Origin of the sequence: Methylobacterium sp. ME121 (assembly GCF_000974725.1) — a bacterium.
GTDB lineage: Bacteria > Pseudomonadota > Alphaproteobacteria > Rhizobiales > Beijerinckiaceae > Methylobacterium > Methylobacterium radiotolerans.
The window spans coordinates 16,759-32,743 of sequence record NZ_BBUX01000069.1 but is presented as its reverse complement, the minus strand read 5'-3'; the positions used below and the strand labels follow the sequence as shown (position 1 = coordinate 32,743).

Below are 15,985 nucleotides of genomic sequence, written 5' to 3'. Positions count from 1 at the left end.
CCCCAGCTACCTCGACGCCGTCACCGCCGACGACGAGGAGGGCGCGCCCGAGAAGGGCGGCGAGCGCGGCGGGAAGGGCAAGGCCGGCGCCGCGGAGCTCGAACTCGACGGCGCGGTGTTCGACCAGGGCTCCTTCGGCGAGGCCGGCGGCGACCTCTACGACCAGGCCGTGCAGGTGGTGCTGCGCGACCAGAAGGCGTCGACGAGCTACATCCAGCGCCGCCTGCAGATCGGCTACAACCGCGCCGCCTCCATCATGGAGCGGATGGAGATCGAGGGCATCGTCGGCCCGGCCAACCACGCCGGCAAGCGCGAGATCCTCGTGGAGGAGGCGGTCGGCTGAGAGCGGGGCCTGTGGCGTCCGCGGCGCCCCCCTCCCCTGCCGCCTGGGCAGGTTCGAGGCGCTGTCTGTGACGGAGCGCCCCTCGCCCCGGCGAGGGCGGGGCCACGCTCTCTCGACCTGACGCGCGTGCCGACCGGGACCGCGGGCCTGTGCAGCCCGCAGCTCAGGGGAGAGGCCGCACGGGGCGGGTCGCGGTATTCGACTACGCCTGCCCGACCCGAAAAAAATCTCGCCCAGCGCGGAACTGATCGCTCGCCCGCACGTTACGCGCGTGCGAGGCCTGGAAACGGGCTCGCTCTGAGGGCGCCGGACACGGTGTCCGGTGCTGCTTGTAGTCACGTTGCTCGTCGGAGGATGTGGTTATGAGGACGTACGACGTTTCGCCCCTGTTCCGGTCGTCCATCGGGTTCGACCGTCTGTTCGAGCTGCTCAACCAGGCCGACCGCGTCGAGCCGTCGACCGCCTGGCCGCCCTACAACATCGAGAAAGTGGCCGAGGACCAGTACCGCATCACCATGGCGGTCGCGGGCTTCACGCCCGACGAGATCGAGCTGACCCAGCAGGACACCACGCTCCTCGTCTCGGGTCAGAAGGCCGCCCAGGAGGGTGAGAAGCACTACCTCTACCGCGGCATCGCGGCCCGCACCTTCCGCCAGACCTTCAATCTGGCCGAGCACGTGAAGGTCGTGGGCGCGTCCCTGGAGAACGGCCTGCTCACCGTCGCGCTGAAGCGCGAGGTGCCGGAGGCGCTGAAGCCCCGCCGCATCGCCATCGGCGGCACGACGGCCGCGTCCGGCCAGGACAACGCCCCGGCGCAGATCACCCGCGAGGCCAAGGCAGCCTGATCGGCAGCCTGATCCGGTGTCCCGGGCCGCGCGCCCGGCCACCCCCTTATCGACACGGATGACATCCCTCACGGGTCCGCGGACCCGCGGGCCCGTTCCCACGACTGCACCGCATTCGATGGAGCGAGGACCATGAGCGTGAGAGATCTGATTCCCTGGAACCGCACCAGCACCCCGGCGCCGACCGCCCTCGCGCAGGGGTCGGCCAGCCCCTTCCTGACGCTGCACCGGGAGATGAACCGCCTGTTCGACGACGTGTTCGGCGGGTTCGGCAGCGTGCCGAGCCTCGCGGGCCGCGGCTTCGGTTGGCCCCAGGTCGAGCTGGCGGAGGCGGACGGCGCGCTGCGCGTCTCCGCCGAGCTTCCCGGGCTCGACGAGAAGGACGTCGAACTGCTCATCGCGGACGGCGTCCTGACTCTGAAAGGCGAGAAGCGCGCGGAGACCACCGACAAGGACCGCGGCTATTCCGAGCGCAGCTACGGCCGCTTCGAGCGGTCGATCGCCCTGCCCGTGCCGGTGGAGGAGGAGAAGGCCGAGGCGACGTTCCGCAACGGCGTCCTCACCGTGACGCTGCCGCGCGCCGCCGAGGCGCCGGAGCGCCGCCGGCGCATCGCCATCAACGGCGCGGGCGCGCCGGTCGCCAAGCACTGAGCCGGTCCTGAGCCGGTCCTGGGCCGGTCCTGGGCCTGTCCTGGCGGCGGCCGCCCCCGCGGCCGCGGACACGAACGCATGACGCGACGGCCGGCGGCCCCGACCAGGACCGACGGCCGCTCCAGCCTTTGCTCACGATGAGGAGGGTCGCATGCAGCCGATCGATACGAACCACGTCCAACCCGAGATCGCGCGCCTGGGTCCGGTGGCGGCCGCCAGCCTGAGGCCGCAGGCGGTCGAGCCGTTCGAGGCCTTCGTGGCGCCGGGCGACGTCTTCCGGCATCCGCGCGAGGTGCTGCGCTATCCCGGCCTGTCGCGGGCCGAGAAGCGGGCGATCCTGGCCTCCTGGGCCTCGGACGCCCGCGCGGTCGATTCCTGCCCGACGCTGCGCTGCCTGCCGGGCTGCCGGGCCGAGCCCGTGCCGCTGAGCGCGGTCCTGGAGGCGCTCCAGACGCTCGACGCGGGCCCGGCACCGCCCGCAGCCCCGGCGCCGCGCAGGCCGCCCGACCCGGCGGCGTTCATCCGCCGCTGGCGGCGCGGTCCGACCGGACCGGAGCCCCGGCTGAACTGAGCCGGGGAGGCGCGCGATGGCAACCTTCGACCTGTGGGGCGGGCACAGGGGCCTGTCCCGGTCGCGGCGCGGCCGGCGCGGAGGGCAGGTGCGGACCACCGACGGGACCGTGCTGGGCCGCTGGATCCTGTCCGCCGCCCTGTGCGTCGCCCTGGCGGCGCCCTGCCCGGCCCCCGCCCTGCCCTGGGTGCTGGCCGCCCTGCTGAGCCTGTCGGGCTTCGCGTGGCTCGGCCGGGCGCTCACGCAGGCCGGTCCGCCGGCCAACGCCCCGCACCTGACCGCCTGGGACGCGGCCCTGCTGTCCTTCGCGGCGAGCTTCGGCGTGCAAGCGGCGGCGCGGCTCGGCCTCTTCGGCGGCTGAGCGCGCCCCTTTCGGGAGGCAACCATGCAGGATGGGACGATCGGAATCGGACACAACAGCCCGCCCGGCCCGGCCGGCGCGCCGTGGCTCGCCGGTCGCCGGGCGCTGATCCGCCGGCGCGGGCGCTCCGTCGACACGGCGGGGCGCGCCCGGGCCGGGACGTGGCTTCTCACCTTCGAGCGGGAGACGCCGCCGGAGCGGGAGCCGCTGATGGGCTGGACCGGCGGGCGCGACACCCTCGCCGCGGAGGTGGTGCTGACGTTCCCGACGCGGGCGCGGGCGGTGGCCTACGCCGAGCGGCAGGGCCTCACCTACCGGATCGAGCCGGACCCGCCCGACGGCCGCCGGGCGGGGACCCTGCGGGTCTGGGGCGCGCACCGGGTCTCCCGGGTGCTGCCCGCGGGCCTGCCCGACCTGGAGCGCGCCCTGCTCAACCCGGCCGCGGTGTTCGACGCCCCGGCCGCGGTGCGCGATCATCCCCGGCTGCTGCCGAGCTGCAAGCGCGAGATCCTGCGGCGCTGGGCCTGGGACGAGTACCTGAAGGAGGTCGCCGCCGCCGAGGGCATGGCCGAGGGCGAGCCGTCGCGGCTCGACGCCGTGAAGGCCGCCCTCCTGGCGCTCGGCGAGGCGTGGCGCCCCGATCCCGCCGCGCCGGCCGCCGCGATCCCGGCGCCGCGGGCGGTCGACCGCGCGGCGGCCTGAGCGCGCGGGGACGACCGGTCCGGCCCTCCGCCGGTGGCGACGCCGCGCCCCCGGAAGGCCCGCGCGGTGCGGCCGTCACACGACCGAGAACCGGAACTCCGTGGCGGCCGCGAAGGTCTCGCCCGGCCGCAGGACCGCGGACGGGAAGCCCGGCTGGTTCGGCGCGTCCGGAAAGCCCTGGGTCTCGAAGCAGACGCCGTCGCCCGAGCGGTAGATCCGCCCGGACGGACCGATCAGCCGCCCGTCGAGGTTGTTGCCGCTGTAGAGCTGCAGCGCCGGCTGGGTGGTCCAGACGTCGAGCCGCCGCCCGCTTCCGGGATCGACGCAGCTGGCGGCCGGCCGCAGCGTCCCGGCGGCCCCGCGCAGCGCGAAGGTGTGGTCGTAGCCTTTGGCGTAGGTGAGCTGCGGGTCTCCGGCGCGGATCCGCGCCTCCAGGGCCCGCGGCGTGCGGAAGTCGAACGGCGTCCCGGCGACCGGCAGGAGCGCGCCGGTGGGGATCTGGGTCGGGTCGGTCGGCGCGAAGGCGTCCGCCTCGACCTGCACGAGGTGGTCGAGGACGCTGCCCGTCCCCTCGCCGGCGAGGTTGAAGTAGCTGTGATTCGTGAGGTTCAGGATCGTGGGCCGGTCGGTCACCGCGGCGTAGTCGACGCGCAGCACGCCGTCCTCGGGCAGGCTGTAGGTGACGCGGACGTCGAGATTGCCGGGAAACCCCTCCTCCCCGTCCGGCGAGCGGCGGACCAGGACGAGGCGCGCCGCGTCGGAGAACTCCGCCCGCCACAGGCGCCGGCCGAAATTCTCCGGGCCCCCGTGGAGGGTGTTGGGGGCCTCGTTCACCGGCAATCGGTAGCCGTGCCCGTCGAGGCTGAAGCGCCCGCCCGCGATGCGGTTCGCGTAGCGGCCGACGATCGCGCCGAAGCTCGGGCTCACGGTCTCGTAGCCCGCCAGGGTGCCGAGGCCGAGCACGACGTTGGCCGGATGGCCGGCGCGGTCGGGCACCTCGATCGCCGTGACGGCCGCACCGTACTCGATGACGGCGACGCGCAGGCTGCCCCGGCTCAGGGTGTGGCGGCTGACCGATCGGCCGTCCGCCGTCGTGCCGAACGGTTCGGCCGGCATCCGGCTAGCGCTTCCAGACGCCGAGCCGCTCGCTCCGGGCGTGGTCCTCGGCCGCGACCAGCTCGGGGCTCGCCTCCGGAGAGGCGCGACCGCCGCCGTTGAACAGCACCACCTCGGAGAGGTCGCGCCCGTCGACGAGGCAGTTCATGTTGGCGCTGCCGGGGGCCGGCTGGCAGGTCACCGGCCGGTTGCCGATGTACCTGGCCAGTTCCTCCGCCTGGCCGCCCCGCACCCACTCGACGCCGAACAGGTGCACGACCTTGCCGCCGACCTTGAGGGTCGCGGTGTCGATCACCTGGGCCTGTCCGGTCACGGCGTTCGGCGGCAGCGGCGCGTCGGGCTCGGACTCGCCGCCGGTCTCGGGGGGCGGCGTCACCGTGTCGGGGGCCGAGGCGGGCGGGTTCGCGGGCCGCGCGTTCGGCGCGGGGGTGCTCGGCGCCTCCGTGCGGGAGCCGGTCGGGGCGGCGGGACGCCCGGGTTCGGGCGCGGAGCGGTCCAGCACGACCCCCGCGGCGAGGACCGCCACCAGCGTGCCGGCGACGGCGCCCAGGAGCAGGCGGCGCTGCCGGCGCGCGCCGTCGTCGGCCCCGTCTCCCCCGAGGCCGAGCCGGTCGCGCAGGTGGCCGAGGCCGCCGCGCAGCGTCTCTCCGAACCGTCCCGGGCCGCTGTTCCAGGCGGCGGTCGGATCCGCGGCCGGGGCGGGCGCGGCCTCCGCGTCGGCGGCCGCGCCCGCCGGGCGGGCGAAGCGGCCGCGCAGGTTCGTCCGCAGGCTGGCGAAGCGGCCGGCGGCGTTCTGCGCGAGCGCGCGGCCCTGCTCGGAGGAGCGCTCCGCCAGGGAGCGCGCCCGCTCGGACTGGGTCCCGACGAAGCGGGCGGTCGCGGCCTTCATCTCGTAGGCGCCGCTCAGCAGGGACGAATCGCGGGCCTCCTCGGCGGTCCGCGGGGCCGGTTCGGGCTCGGGCTCCGGCGGCAGGAACAGGGCGGGATGGCGCGCGCGCAGCTCCGCGATCAGGTCCGCGAGGGTCATCGGCTCGGACGTGTCGTCCCGCCGCCGCACGGCCCCCTGGCGGTCGAGGACGCGGAGGCCGGTTCCGCCCTCGTCGGGGGCGCAGGCGGCCTCGGCCAGCAACTCGAGGGTCCGGACCGCGACGGGGCGCGGACGCGCGCGCGCGATCTCGGCCCGGATCGTCTCGCGCAGGGCGAGGCGGCCGGAACTGTCGAGGACCGGCCGGGCCGGCTCCGCCTCCTGTTTCTCCACCACCGTTGAAGACGTCATTCACCCGATCCCGGCATCACCGACGCGCGGCGCGAAGGAGGCCCGACCGCACCTCCTGACGAAGCCCGCCCGCGGGCGCCTCACGGAACGCCCGACCACCGGGACCGATCCCACGACACGCCCCCAGCCCGCTTCCCTGCACGCCCTTCCGCGAGTCCCCCCGCAAGCCCGTGCCCGCCGCGGGGCGGCGGACCGCGATGCGGGGCTCTTACGCCTTGCCGGGCGACGCGGCCAGGGTTCCGGCCTGAATGCTCCGCCGCAGGACGCGGCCGGTCTCGCCGAGGATGTAAGGCCGCGTGCCGGCGAAGCCCACCTCCAGAACCAGTTCGGCCTCGCCGCTGGAGACGGCGCCCCGGCCCGGATTGGCGGTCCGGAAATCCACGAGCGCGCGGATCGTGCAGGTCTCGGCGTCGCAGGCGGCGCGCATCGCCCGCGGCTCGTAGCGCCGCTCGGGCCAGCGCTGGACGAAGCTGCGCTTCTCGGCGACGAGGGCCGCCGTGGTGATCGGCCGCCCGTAGAAGCGCACGCGGGTCGCGTAGTACTGGGTCGCGGCGCCGACCATGGTGTCGCTCGAGCCCGAGACGGTGGCGAGGTAGCGCGTCGTCAGCGCCCGGGCGGCGGCGGCGCGCTCCGCCGACGCACCCGGCGCCGGGGTGACCGCGGCCGGCGTCTCGGCGAGCCGGTGCGGGTGGCGCGCGGCGTGGTGCAGGGGCTCCCGGACCCGCGGGCGCTCCAGGGCGGCCGCCCGCTTCGGGCCCGGCGCGCGCGTCGCCGCCGCCTTCGGCAGGGCATCCTCGCCCGGCTCGGGTCTGGCGGCCTGCCGGACCGGTTCGGCGGCGCGCGCGCCACCGGGCTGCGCCTTCGCGCGGGCGGCGACCGCGTCCTGCCCCCGCGGATCGACGGCCGTCGCCGGCGCCTTCGCCGCTTCCGTCCCCGCAGTCCGCGCCGGACCCTGCGCCGGTGCGGCGGCCCGGGGCGGCGGGTCCACCCAGGCGCTCTGGGCGGCGGCACCGCCCGCGAGGGCGAACGGCAGGAGCGCGCCGAGGGCGAGAACCTGGGGACGGACGGGACGTGTGGCGGACATCGGTGCCTTCCTGGCGGCCGGGGCGGGCATCATGGAGAACGCGCCCGCGTGGGTGAGGGGTTCCACGAAGGGCTCGGGCGCGCCCACATCCTGCCGAACTCTGCGACGTCGGCCAGCCCGGGATTGCGGGGATGATGGGGTTGCGTTCGTGCGTTTGGGTACCAAGTCGGGGATAGTCTTGGCCTCTGGCCGCTTCCGGGTTCCGATACCGCGTTCCAGACCGCCCGCTCCCTGCCGTGCCCCGAGGATCCCTTGTCCCGACCTGAGACCGAGTCGCCCCCCGGCCCGCTTCCCGGGGGCACGCGATGAGCACGCAAAGGCGTCGGGCCCTGCTGCTCTGCAACGCCAAGGCGCGCAACGGCGCCCTGGATCTGGACGAGGTGCGGGGAATCCTGCGGGCGGGCGGCATCGAGCCGGAGGAGCCGCCGCCGGAGGCCGATTGCCGCGACGTGATCCGTGACCGGGCCGGCGCGGTCGACCTCGTGATCCTCGGCGGCGGCGACGGCACCATGAACTACGCCGCGCCCGCCCTGGTGGAGAGCGGTCTGCCCTTCGCGATCCTGCCGCTCGGCACGGCCAACGACCTCGCCCGCTCCCTCAACCTGCCGCTCGACCCCCTGGCGGCGGCCCGCTTCATCCCGACCGCGCAGGCGCGGCCGGTGGATCTCGGCTGGGTCAACGGCCACTACTACTTCAACGTGGCGAGCATCGGCTTCTCGGCGGAGCTCGCCGGCGAGCTGACCGCCGAATCGAAGAAGACCTGGGGCGTGCTCGGCTACGCGGTGGCGGCGGTGCGGGTGCTGCGCCGGGTCCGGCCCTTCACGGTGACGATCGAGCACGACGGGGTGGTCGAGAAGGTCACCACCATCCAGGTCTCGGTGGGCAACGGCCGCCACTACGGCGGTGGCATGACCGTGGAGGAGAGTGCCGCGGTCGACGACGGCAAGCTCGATTTCTACAGCCTGGAGATCAATCACTGGTGGCGTCTCCTCGCGCTGCTGCCCGCCCTGCGGCGGGGAACGCAGGGGCGGGCGGGCGACGTGCGGGCGTTCCACACGCGGGAGATCCGGCTCTCGACCCGCAAGCCGCGGCCGGTGAACACCGACGGCGAGCTGACCACGCACACGCCCGCCCACTTCAAGGTCTTCCCGAAGATCCTGCAGGTCCTGGCCCCCGAACCGGTGCGCGGTCCCACCCCCTTCGACCTCACCGCCCTGAGCAACCGCCTGTTCCCGACCAGCGAGGCGCCCCGCCTGTGACCGACCTGATCGAGCTCGCCAGCCAGCCCGCCGTCTGGGCCGCGCTCGCCACCCTGGTGGTGATGGAGGTGGTGCTCGGTGTCGACAACCTGATCTTCATCTCGATCCTGACCAACAAGCTGCCGGCCGAGCAGCAGACCCGGGCGCGGCGCATCGGGATCGGGCTCGCGCTGATCCTGCGCCTGGGGCTGCTCGGCACCGTGGCGTTCATCGTCCACCTGACCGAGCCGGTCTTCGCGGTGTTCGGCCAGGCCTTCTCCTGGCGCGACCTGATCCTGATCGGGGGCGGCCTGTTCCTGCTCTGGAAGGCCACCAAGGAGATCCACCACACGGTGGATCCGGAGCCCGAGGCCGCGGGGGCGACCGGCGGCACGATCGGCTTCGGCGCGGCGATCGGCCAGATCCTGCTGCTCGACCTCGTCTTCTCGATCGACTCGATCATCACGGCGGTCGGCATGACCGAGCACGTGCCGGTGATGATGGTGGCGGTGGTGGTCGCCGTGGTGGTGATGCTGGTCGCCGCCGAGCCGCTCTCGGCCTTCATCGCCCGGAACCCCACCGTGGTGATGCTGGCCCTCGGCTTCCTGATCATGATCGGCATGACGCTGATCGCCGAGGGGTTCGGCGCCCACGTGCCGAAGGGCTACATCTACACCGCGATGGCCTTCTCGGCCGGCGTCGAGGGCCTCAACATGCTGGCCCGCCGGCGCCGCCGTCCCGCCCGGGACGGCGCCTCCCCGTCGACCGGGCCGTCGCGGCGCGCCTGAGGGCGGGACGAGCGTCATGCGGATCCGCGCGGCCCTCCTCCTCCCGCTCCTCCGGCTCCTCCCCACCGCCGCGCACGCGGAGCCGAGACCGATGACGCCCGATCCGACGGTCCTGCACGACCTCGCCCCCACCGGCACGCTCCGGGCGGCGATCAACCTCGGCAACCCGGTCCTGGCCCAGGGCAGCGCCGACGGCCCGGCGGGGGTTTCGGTCGATCTCGCGCGGGCGCTGGCGGCCCGGCTCGGCGTGCCGGTGGCGTTCGTGACCTTCCCGGGGGCGGGCGCGGTCTCGGGCTCGGCGGGCTCCGGGACCTGGGACATCTGCTTCCTGGCGATCGACCCGAAGCGGGCCGAGGGGATCGCCTTCACGGAGCCCTACGTGCTGATCGCCGGCAGCTACCTCGTGCCGGCCGCCTCGCCGATCCGATCCCCGGAGGCGGTGGACCGCGACGGCGTGCGCGTCTCGGTGGGGCGCGGGAGCGCCTACGACCTGTTCCTGAGCCGGGCCCTGACGCGCGCCACCCTGGTGCGGGCCCCGACCTCGGCCGAGGCGGTCACGACCTTCGCCCGCGACGGGCTCGACGTCGCGGCCGGGGTGCACCAGCCCCTCGCCGCCTACGCGGCGGCGCACCCGGAGGTGCGGCTGCTGCCGGGGCACTTCATGGAGATCCCGCAGGCGATGGGACTGCCGGTCGGGCACCCGGCGGGAGCCGCCTATCTCGCGGATTTCGTCGCGCGGGCGAAGCGCGACGGGCTGGTGCGGCGCGGCCTGGAAGCCAGCGGACAGGATCCGGATCTGGCCGCGCCGTGAGAGGCGAGCCGGATCGTCGAACCGGCCAGCGGTCACGGTGCCTTCACCGGGGGTGAGGATTCGATACGGTGTCGGGGTGAGATCCTCCGGCAGGGCTCACCCGCTCCGTCATCACGCGCGAGGCGAAGTGATCCAGGCCGGCGCGACCTCCCTGTGACCGTCACGCGACCCCGGATCGCTTCGCTCCGCTCGCGAAGACGGCAGGAGCGTGTGACCGGGCGGATGTCGGATCACACCACCAGGTTCACGATCCGCCCCGGCACGACGATCACCTTCCGCGGTGCCTTGCCCTCCAGCACCTTCTGGACGGCCTCCAGCGCCAGGGTCGCGGCCTCGACGGCCGCGGCGTCGGCGTCGCGCGGCACGGTGACGTCCGCGCGCTTCTTGCCGTTGATCTGGACCGGCAGGGTGATCTCGTCCTCGACCAGCAGCGCGGCCTCGGTCTCGGGCCACGGCGCCTGGGCGACGAGGCCGCCGCGGCCGAGGACGGACCAGCACTCCTCGGCGAGGTGCGGCATCATCGGGGCGATGAGCTGGACCAGGATCCCGGCGGCCTCCTTGGCGGCGGCCGGCGAGACCGGGCCGCGCAGGCCGTCCTCCAGGGCGTTGGCCAGGGTGTAGATGTGGGCGACGCAGCGGTTGAAGCGCAGGCGCTCGATATCGTCCTGCACGGAGGCGAGCGCCCGGTGGGCGGCCTTGCGCAGAGCGAGATCCGCGGCGCCGTCGCCTTTCGCCTGCCCGGCGGCGTTCACCAGGCGCCAGACCTTCTGGACGAACCGGGCCGCGCCCTGCACGCCCTCCTCGGTCCAGATCACGTCGCGCTCCGGCGGCGAGTCGGACAGCATGAACCAGCGCGCCGTGTCGGCCCCGTAGCTCGCGATGATGTCGTCGGGGTCGACCACGTTCTTCTTCGACTTCGACATCTTCTCGATCGGGCCGATCGCGATCGGCGCCTGAGTTTTCACGTGAAACGCGCGGCGCTCGCCCTCCTCGGTGGCGAAGCGGATCTCGGCCGGGGGCACCCAGGCGCCGGCCGCGTCCTTGTAGGTCTCGTGGACCACCATGCCCTGCGTGAACAGGCCGGCGAACGGCTCGGCGACGCCGGCCCAGCCGGTCTCGCGCATCGCACGCATGAAGAACCGGGCGTAGAGCAGGTGCAGGATCGCGTGCTCGATGCCGCCGATATACTGGTCCACGGCCAGCCAGCGATCGACCACGGCCCGGTCGGTGGGGGCGTCCGCCAGCCAGGGCGCGGTGAAGCGGGCGTAGTACCAGGACGAATCGACGAACGTGTCCATCGTGTCGGTCTCGCGCCGGGCCGGCGCGCCGCAATGCGGGCAGGCCACGTTCCGCCACGCGGCGTCCCGCTCCAGCGGGTTGCCGGGCTGGTCGAAGGAGACCTCCTCGGGGAGCTTCACCGGCAGGTCGGCCACCGGCACCGGGACCGGGCCGCAGGACTCGCAGTGGATGATCGGGATCGGGCAGCCCCAGTAGCGCTGCCGGGACACGCCCCAGTCGCGCAGGCGGAACTGGACCTTGCGCCTGGCGACCCCCTCCCCTTCCAGCCGCCGGGCCACGGCCTCGAACGCCTCGCCCGTGCCCATCCCGTCCAGGAAGCGCGAGTTGATCATCCGCCCGTCCTCGACATAGGCGGTGTCGGTGATCACGAACGTCGCCGGGTCCTGCCCTTCCGGGCAGACCACCGGCGTGTTGCCGAGCCCGTACTTGTTGGCGAAGTCGAGGTCGCGCTGGTCGTGCGCCGGGCAGCCGAACACCGCGCCGGTGCCGTACTCCATCAGCACGAAGTTCGCCACGTAGACCGGCAGCTCCCAGGACGGGTCCAGGGGATGGCGCACGGTGAGGCCAGTGTCGAAACCGTGCTTCTCGGCGGTGTCGATCGCGGCCTGGGCGGTGCCGGTGCGGCGGCACTCCTCGATGAAGGTCTGCAGCTCCGGCCTGCCCTCGGCCAGAGCGGCCGCCAGGGGATGGTCGGCCGCGATCGCCAGGAACTTGGCGCCGAACAGCGTGTCGGGCCGAGTCGTGTAGACGGTCACCGTGTCGGGCTCGCCGGCGACCGGCCGGGCGAGGCCGAACTGGACCTCCAGGCCTTCCGAGCGGCCGATCCAGTTCTTCTGCATCAGCCGGACCTTCTCAGGCCAGCGGTCCAGCCCGTCGAGAGCCGTCAGCAGGTCCTCGGCGAAGTCGGTGATCTTGAAGAACCACTGGGTGAGCTCGCGCTGCTCCACCAGGGCGCCGGAGCGCCAGCCGCGCCCGTCGATCACCTGCTCGTTGGCCAGCACCGTGTGGTCCACCGGGTCCCAGTTCACCTTGGCGGTGCGGCGGGTGACGAGGCCCTTCTGCAGGAAGTCCAGGAACATGCGCTGCTGGTGCTTGTAGTAGTCGGGATCGCAGGTCGCGATCTCCCGGCTCCAGTCGAGCGACAGCCCCATGGCCTTCAGCTGGTCGCGCATCGACGCGATGTTGGCGTAGGTCCAGTCCCGCGGGTTGACCTTGCGCTCCATGGCGGCGTTCTCGGCCGGCAGGCCGAAGGCGTCCCAGCCCATCGGGTGCAGGACGTTGAAGCCGCGGGCGCGCTTGTAGCGGGCGACCACGTCGCCCATCGCGTAGTTGCGGACGTGGCCCATGTGGATGCGCCCCGACGGGTAGGGGAACATCTCGAGCACGTAGTATTTCGGGCGGGGATCGGAATTGTCGGTCTCGAACAGCCGCTTCTCGGCCCAGGCCTCCTGCCAGCGCGGCTCGGCATCCTTGGCGTTGTAGCGCTCGACGGGCTGGGGGGCGGTGCTGGCGGTCATGGATCCGGCTGGGTCAGGGGCTCGTCGGTCATTCCGAAGGATGACCACGGCACGGTCGCGCCGCGATAGCATATCTGCGCCGCAGCCGGTCAACGCGGCGCGCGATTCGGACTTGCGCGGGACGCGCGAACGCATAGGTCCTTCCGCAGCAGAGACGGTACACGGGAGCGGCCGGCCCTGGGCTGATTCCATCCCTCCCCGCATCCCGCGGTGCCCGCGTCGGCGGGCCTCGAAGGAGGGCTCCAGGGATCGCAGCGGCCGGCTGGAGCGCCCCTTCGCGGCCTCCGCTGCGCTCCGGCACCTCGGGATGAGGGGTCTGAGCTGGACAGCTGGGTCGCCGGGAAGGTGCCGCCGAGGTGTTGTGTACCGTGGGGCGCCTGGTTCGGCGTCCGGCAGCGATAGGACGGCCCGCTATGGACGACGCGATCACCGACCCGAACCCGCCCGCGACGGACGGGATGGGCCAGCGGACCGACAAGCTCCCCGTCGGCCAGGCCGACGTCGCCGCCGGTCTCGCCGAGGTGCGGGCGGCGATCGCCCGCGCCGCCGAGGATTCGGAGCGCGATCCCGCCGAGATCCAGCTCGTCGCGGTCTCCAAGACCGTGCCGGCCGAGGGGATCCTGCCCGCGCTCAAGGCCGGCCATCGGGTCTTCGGCGAGAACTACGTCCAGGAATCCGTGGCGAAGTGGCCGGGTCTCCGGGCCCGGTTCCCGGACGTGGAGCTGCACCTCGTCGGGCCGCTGCAATCCAACAAGGCCCGGGAGGCGGTGGCCCTGTTCGACGTGATCCACTCCCTCGACCGGCTGTCGCTCGCGGCGGCGCTGGCCAAGGAGATCGAGCGGTCCGGCCGGACCCCGAAGCTGCTGATCCAGGTCAACACCGGCGCGGAGCCGCAGAAGGGCGGCGTGCTCCCGGACCAGCTCGCCACCCTCCTGTCGGAGTGCCGGGAGACCCACGGGCTGGCGATCCAGGGCCTGATGTGCATCCCCCCGGCCGAGGACCCGCCCTCGGCCCACTTCGCCCTGCTGGCCCGGCTGGCGAAGGCGCACAACCTGCCGATCCTCTCCATGGGCATGAGCGCCGACTTCCCGGCGGCGATCCAGCTCGGCGCCACCCATGTCCGGGTCGGGACCGCGATCTTCGGGGCCCGGACCCGGAAGGCCTGAGCCGGACGCGCGCCTCAGCCGATCCGCAGGTGCGTCCGCGGCCCGAGGCGGCGGAGCAGGCGCAGCAGGTCGGCCCGGGCCAGGGCGACGCAGCCCTCGGTGGGGCGGTAGCCGTCCCGGGCGATGTGCAGGAAGATCGCCGAGCCCCGCCCCTTCCGGATCGGGGCGCGGTTGTAGTCGAGGTCGATCACCACGTCGTAGAGCCCGTCGTCCCGCCACATCGATTCGGCGCTGACCCCCGGGGCCGGCAAGCGGATCGGCCGATTGTAGCGGCGGTCCCGGCTCTCGTCGCACCAACCGTCGGCGGGGCGGGTCGCCCGCAGGGGCAGCAGCGTGCGCGGCCGGATCGCGAGATGATCGGGCCGGTAGGCGCCGCCGCGCAGGCGGAACCGCCCGCGCGGCGAGCCGCCGTCGCCCTCGCGCTTGTCGCAAACGATGCCGCCCGCCCCGAGGGCGCAGGGAAACACCGCCCGACCGACGAGCAGCTGCCCGCGCCGCCGGTCCCCGACGAGGGCGCGCACGCGGATCTCTCCCAAGGTCAGGCGGATGGGTCCCCCGCTCGGCCGCCGCATGTCCGTCCTCCCGAATCCGTCCGGTCCCGCGGGCCTTATGCCCGGGATCCGTACTTCGAACCGGTGAAAAATTGCGCGCAAGGCAACTTCCGGCCACAAACGGCGCCCTATCTCTCGGCCGAACCCGGGCCGCCGAGCCGGGATTCGGGAGCGCGCCAGCCCTCCGCCTTGCCGCGGGGACCGACGACCTGATCCCGGAGCGGCGTGCCCCGTTCCCGCAGCCCGTTCGCCGGCGCGCTTGTCACGGCGGCGAAAGGATGCGGAAACACAAGCCGGGGTAGGGTCGTCGCGCGATCCTGCCGCGATCTGACATCATCGCATGCTGCACCCGGCAGGCCGCCCCTCGCCCCTCCCGCAGCACGCACTGGGGCCCGGACGATGCCGAACGCCTACCGCCTGCTGATCTGCGACGACGACGCGATCCTGCGCGACACCCTGACCGAGCAGCTCGATCTCTGCGACGAATTCACGGTCTTCACCGAGGCCAACGCCGCGGACGCGATCCGGCGGGTCGCCGCGGAGCGGATCGACCTCGCCGTGATGGATGTCGGCCTGCCCGACCTCGACGGGCGCGAGGCCGTGCGCCGGATGCGCGCCGGCGGCTTCCGCGGCCCGGTGATCATGCTGACGGCCCAGGATTCCGAGGCGGACCACGTCGAGGGCCTGGAGGCCGGCGCCAACGACTACGTCACCAAGCCGTTCAAGTTCGGCATCCTTCTGGCCCGGATCCGCGCCCACCTGCGCAGCCACGAGGCCTCCGAGGACGCGGTCTTCCAGATCGGCCCCTACACGTTCCGCCCGGGGGCCAAGCTCCTCGTCGGCGAGCGCGGCTCGAAGCTGAAGCTCACCGAGAAGGAGACCGCGATCCTGCGCTTCCTCTACCGGGCGGGCCGGGCCGTGGTGAACCGCGACACCCTGCTGGCCGAGGTCTGGGGCTACAACGCCCAGGTGACCACGCACACGCTGGAGACGCATATCTACCGGCTGCGCCAGAAGATCGAGCCGAACCCCGCCACCGCCGCGATCCTCGTGACCGAGGGTGGCGGATACAAGTTGCTGCCCTGACGAATTGAAGCTTTACGTGTAGGCGATCCGGCGGGTTCGCGTATGCGCAGGGTGGTGAGGCGTTCTTGGGGCTCGACGACGATATCGCGATCCTCGCGGCCGCGCCGCTGTTCGGCTTCCTCGACCGGGACGCCCTGCGCCTGCTGACCTTCGCGGCGGAGCGGCGCGACCTCGCGGACGGCGACCTGCTCTTCGCCCGCGGCGACCCGGCCGATGGCGGCTTCGTCGTCATGGCGGGCACGATCCGGCTGGAGCCCCGGCTCGCGGGGGCCGAGCCGGTGCGGGCCGGGCGCTCGGCCCTGATCGGCCAGCTCGCCCTGTTCGTGCGCGGGACGCGCCCGACCGAGGCCCGGGCCGAGGGGAGCGCCGGGGTGATGCGGATCACCCCGATGCTGATGCGCCGCGTGCTGGAGGAGTTTCCCGCCGCCGCGCAGGCCGTCCACGACACCCTGGCGGACGACCTCGCCGATCTGGTGACCGATCTCGATCAGGTGCGCGAACTGCTCGAGATCATCGACGGCATCTCCTCAGGTGACAGCTCCGGTGGCCGCTTGTAAGCACGGGCTCCCGCCGCAAGAGT

The 15,985-nt window shown here is 73.6% G+C and carries 17 protein-coding genes; 12 read left to right on the top strand and 5 right to left on the bottom strand.

Annotated features, from left to right (window positions below; translation table 11 throughout):
* The 6 genes from ME121_RS27195 to ME121_RS27170 form a co-directional block, all read left to right on the top strand.
* Nucleotides 1-343: DNA translocase FtsK (locus ME121_RS27195; protein ID WP_491892891.1), on the top strand; the 343-nt coding region annotated here is incomplete at its 5' end.
* Between the two features lie 362 nt (nt 344-705).
* Entirely contained in the window at nt 706-1,188 is a 483-nt protein-coding gene (locus ME121_RS27190) for an Hsp20 family protein (RefSeq protein WP_012321045.1), read from the top strand.
* Between the two features lie 132 nt (nt 1,189-1,320).
* Nucleotides 1,321-1,839, top strand: a complete 519-nt coding sequence (locus tag ME121_RS27185) for an Hsp20/alpha crystallin family protein (protein WP_012321044.1) — start codon at nt 1,321-1,323, stop codon at nt 1,837-1,839.
* 151 nt (nt 1,840-1,990) lie between these two features.
* Nucleotides 1,991-2,410, top strand: a complete 420-nt coding sequence (locus tag ME121_RS27180) for a hypothetical protein (RefSeq protein ID WP_029361625.1) — start codon at nt 1,991-1,993, stop codon at nt 2,408-2,410.
* Between the two features lie 16 nt (nt 2,411-2,426).
* Nucleotides 2,427-2,771, top strand: coding sequence for a hypothetical protein (locus tag ME121_RS27175; RefSeq protein WP_043074483.1), 345 nt, complete (start codon nt 2,427-2,429; stop codon nt 2,769-2,771).
* 24 nt (nt 2,772-2,795) lie between these two features.
* Nucleotides 2,796-3,473, top strand: a complete 678-nt coding sequence (locus ME121_RS27170; RefSeq protein ID WP_058621265.1) for an NADH dehydrogenase ubiquinone Fe-S protein 4 — start codon at nt 2,796-2,798, stop codon at nt 3,471-3,473.
* Between the two features lie 75 nt (nt 3,474-3,548).
* Here ME121_RS27170 and ME121_RS27165 read toward each other — a convergent pair whose 3' ends face one another.
* From ME121_RS27165 to ME121_RS27155, 3 genes are all read right to left on the bottom strand, one after another.
* A complete protein-coding gene (locus ME121_RS27165) occupies nt 3,549-4,589 on the bottom strand; it encodes an aldose epimerase family protein (RefSeq protein ID WP_024828966.1) in 1,041 nt (346 codons plus the stop codon).
* A 4-nt stretch (nt 4,590-4,593) separates the two neighbouring features.
* Entirely contained in the window at nt 4,594-5,865 is a 1,272-nt protein-coding gene (locus ME121_RS27160; RefSeq protein WP_012321039.1) for a hypothetical protein, read from the bottom strand.
* A gap of 208 nt (nt 5,866-6,073) precedes the next feature.
* Nucleotides 6,074-6,949, bottom strand: coding sequence for a hypothetical protein (locus ME121_RS27155; protein ID WP_041372759.1), 876 nt, complete (start codon nt 6,947-6,949; stop codon nt 6,074-6,076).
* A gap of 305 nt (nt 6,950-7,254) precedes the next feature.
* On the opposite strand from ME121_RS27155, the gene ME121_RS27150 reads away from it, so the two are divergent.
* From ME121_RS27150 to ME121_RS27140, 3 genes are all read left to right on the top strand, one after another.
* Complete coding sequence (locus ME121_RS27150; RefSeq protein ID WP_059409938.1) at nt 7,255-8,208, top strand: lipid kinase; 954 nt, start codon at nt 7,255-7,257, stop codon at nt 8,206-8,208.
* Nucleotides 8,205-8,975 (top strand): TerC family protein, encoded by a 771-nt coding sequence (locus tag ME121_RS27145; RefSeq protein WP_059409937.1) that lies wholly within the window; start codon nt 8,205-8,207, stop codon nt 8,973-8,975. The genes ME121_RS27150 and ME121_RS27145 overlap by 4 nt, the downstream gene beginning before the upstream one ends.
* Before the next feature lie 91 nt (nt 8,976-9,066).
* Nucleotides 9,067-9,786 carry an ABC transporter substrate-binding protein gene (locus ME121_RS27140; protein ID WP_059409939.1) on the top strand — a complete coding sequence of 240 codons (720 nt, stop codon included), beginning with the start codon at nt 9,067-9,069 and terminating at the stop codon, nt 9,784-9,786.
* 230 nt (nt 9,787-10,016) lie between these two features.
* On the opposite strand, the gene leuS is transcribed toward ME121_RS27140, so the two are convergent.
* Nucleotides 10,017-12,602: a leucine--tRNA ligase gene (leuS, locus tag ME121_RS27135; protein WP_059409936.1), complete on the bottom strand. Its 2,586-nt coding sequence runs from the start codon at nt 12,600-12,602 to the stop codon at nt 10,017-10,019.
* A gap of 458 nt (nt 12,603-13,060) precedes the next feature.
* Between leuS and ME121_RS27130 the strand changes: the two genes are divergently transcribed.
* Complete coding sequence (locus ME121_RS27130; RefSeq protein WP_174805109.1) at nt 13,061-13,768, top strand: YggS family pyridoxal phosphate-dependent enzyme; 708 nt, start codon at nt 13,061-13,063, stop codon at nt 13,766-13,768.
* Between the two features lie 14 nt (nt 13,769-13,782).
* Here ME121_RS27130 and ME121_RS27125 read toward each other — a convergent pair whose 3' ends face one another.
* Complete coding sequence (locus ME121_RS27125) at nt 13,783-14,340, bottom strand: L,D-transpeptidase family protein (protein WP_012321032.1); 558 nt, start codon at nt 14,338-14,340, stop codon at nt 13,783-13,785.
* Nucleotides 14,341-14,718: 378 nt separating this feature from the next.
* Between ME121_RS27125 and ME121_RS27120 the strand changes: the two genes are divergently transcribed.
* Both ME121_RS27120 and ME121_RS27115 read left to right on the top strand, forming a co-directional pair.
* Nucleotides 14,719-15,405, top strand: a complete 687-nt coding sequence (locus ME121_RS27120; RefSeq protein WP_012321031.1) for a response regulator transcription factor — start codon at nt 14,719-14,721, stop codon at nt 15,403-15,405.
* Nucleotides 15,406-15,470: 65 nt separating this feature from the next.
* The gene (locus tag ME121_RS27115) at nt 15,471-15,962 is read left to right on the top strand and encodes a cyclic nucleotide-binding domain-containing protein (RefSeq protein WP_059409935.1); all 492 of its coding nucleotides are present in this window, start codon (nt 15,471-15,473) and stop codon (nt 15,960-15,962) included.
* The last annotated feature ends 23 nt before the right edge of the window (nt 15,963-15,985 follow it).

What these genes read in the sequence shown, in the direction of transcription:
- ME121_RS27190 (WP_012321045.1), top strand. Translation starts at nt 706, where the DNA reads ATGAGGACGTACGACGTTTCGCCCCTGTTCCGGTCGTCCATCGGGTTC.
- ME121_RS27185 (WP_012321044.1), top strand. Translation starts at nt 1,321, where the DNA reads ATGAGCGTGAGAGATCTGATTCCCTGGAACCGCACCAGCACCCCGGCG.
- ME121_RS27180 (WP_029361625.1), top strand. Translation starts at nt 1,991, where the DNA reads ATGCAGCCGATCGATACGAACCACGTCCAACCCGAGATCGCGCGCCTG.
- ME121_RS27175 (WP_043074483.1), top strand. Translation starts at nt 2,427, where the DNA reads ATGGCAACCTTCGACCTGTGGGGCGGGCACAGGGGCCTGTCCCGGTCG.
- ME121_RS27170 (WP_058621265.1), top strand. Translation starts at nt 2,796, where the DNA reads ATGCAGGATGGGACGATCGGAATCGGACACAACAGCCCGCCCGGCCCG.
- ME121_RS27165 (WP_024828966.1), bottom strand. Translation starts at nt 4,589, where the DNA reads ATGCCGGCCGAACCGTTCGGCACGACGGCGGACGGCCGATCGGTCAGC.
- ME121_RS27160 (WP_012321039.1), bottom strand. Translation starts at nt 5,865, where the DNA reads ATGACGTCTTCAACGGTGGTGGAGAAACAGGAGGCGGAGCCGGCCCGG.
- ME121_RS27155 (WP_041372759.1), bottom strand. Translation starts at nt 6,949, where the DNA reads ATGTCCGCCACACGTCCCGTCCGTCCCCAGGTTCTCGCCCTCGGCGCG.
- ME121_RS27150 (WP_059409938.1), top strand. Translation starts at nt 7,255, where the DNA reads ATGAGCACGCAAAGGCGTCGGGCCCTGCTGCTCTGCAACGCCAAGGCG.
- ME121_RS27140 (WP_059409939.1), top strand. Translation starts at nt 9,067, where the DNA reads ATGACGCCCGATCCGACGGTCCTGCACGACCTCGCCCCCACCGGCACG.
- leuS (WP_059409936.1), bottom strand. Translation starts at nt 12,602, where the DNA reads ATGACCGCCAGCACCGCCCCCCAGCCCGTCGAGCGCTACAACGCCAAG.
- ME121_RS27130 (WP_174805109.1), top strand. Translation starts at nt 13,061, where the DNA reads ATGGGCCAGCGGACCGACAAGCTCCCCGTCGGCCAGGCCGACGTCGCC.
- ME121_RS27125 (WP_012321032.1), bottom strand. Translation starts at nt 14,340, where the DNA reads ATGCGGCGGCCGAGCGGGGGACCCATCCGCCTGACCTTGGGAGAGATC.
- ME121_RS27120 (WP_012321031.1), top strand. Translation starts at nt 14,719, where the DNA reads ATGCCGAACGCCTACCGCCTGCTGATCTGCGACGACGACGCGATCCTG.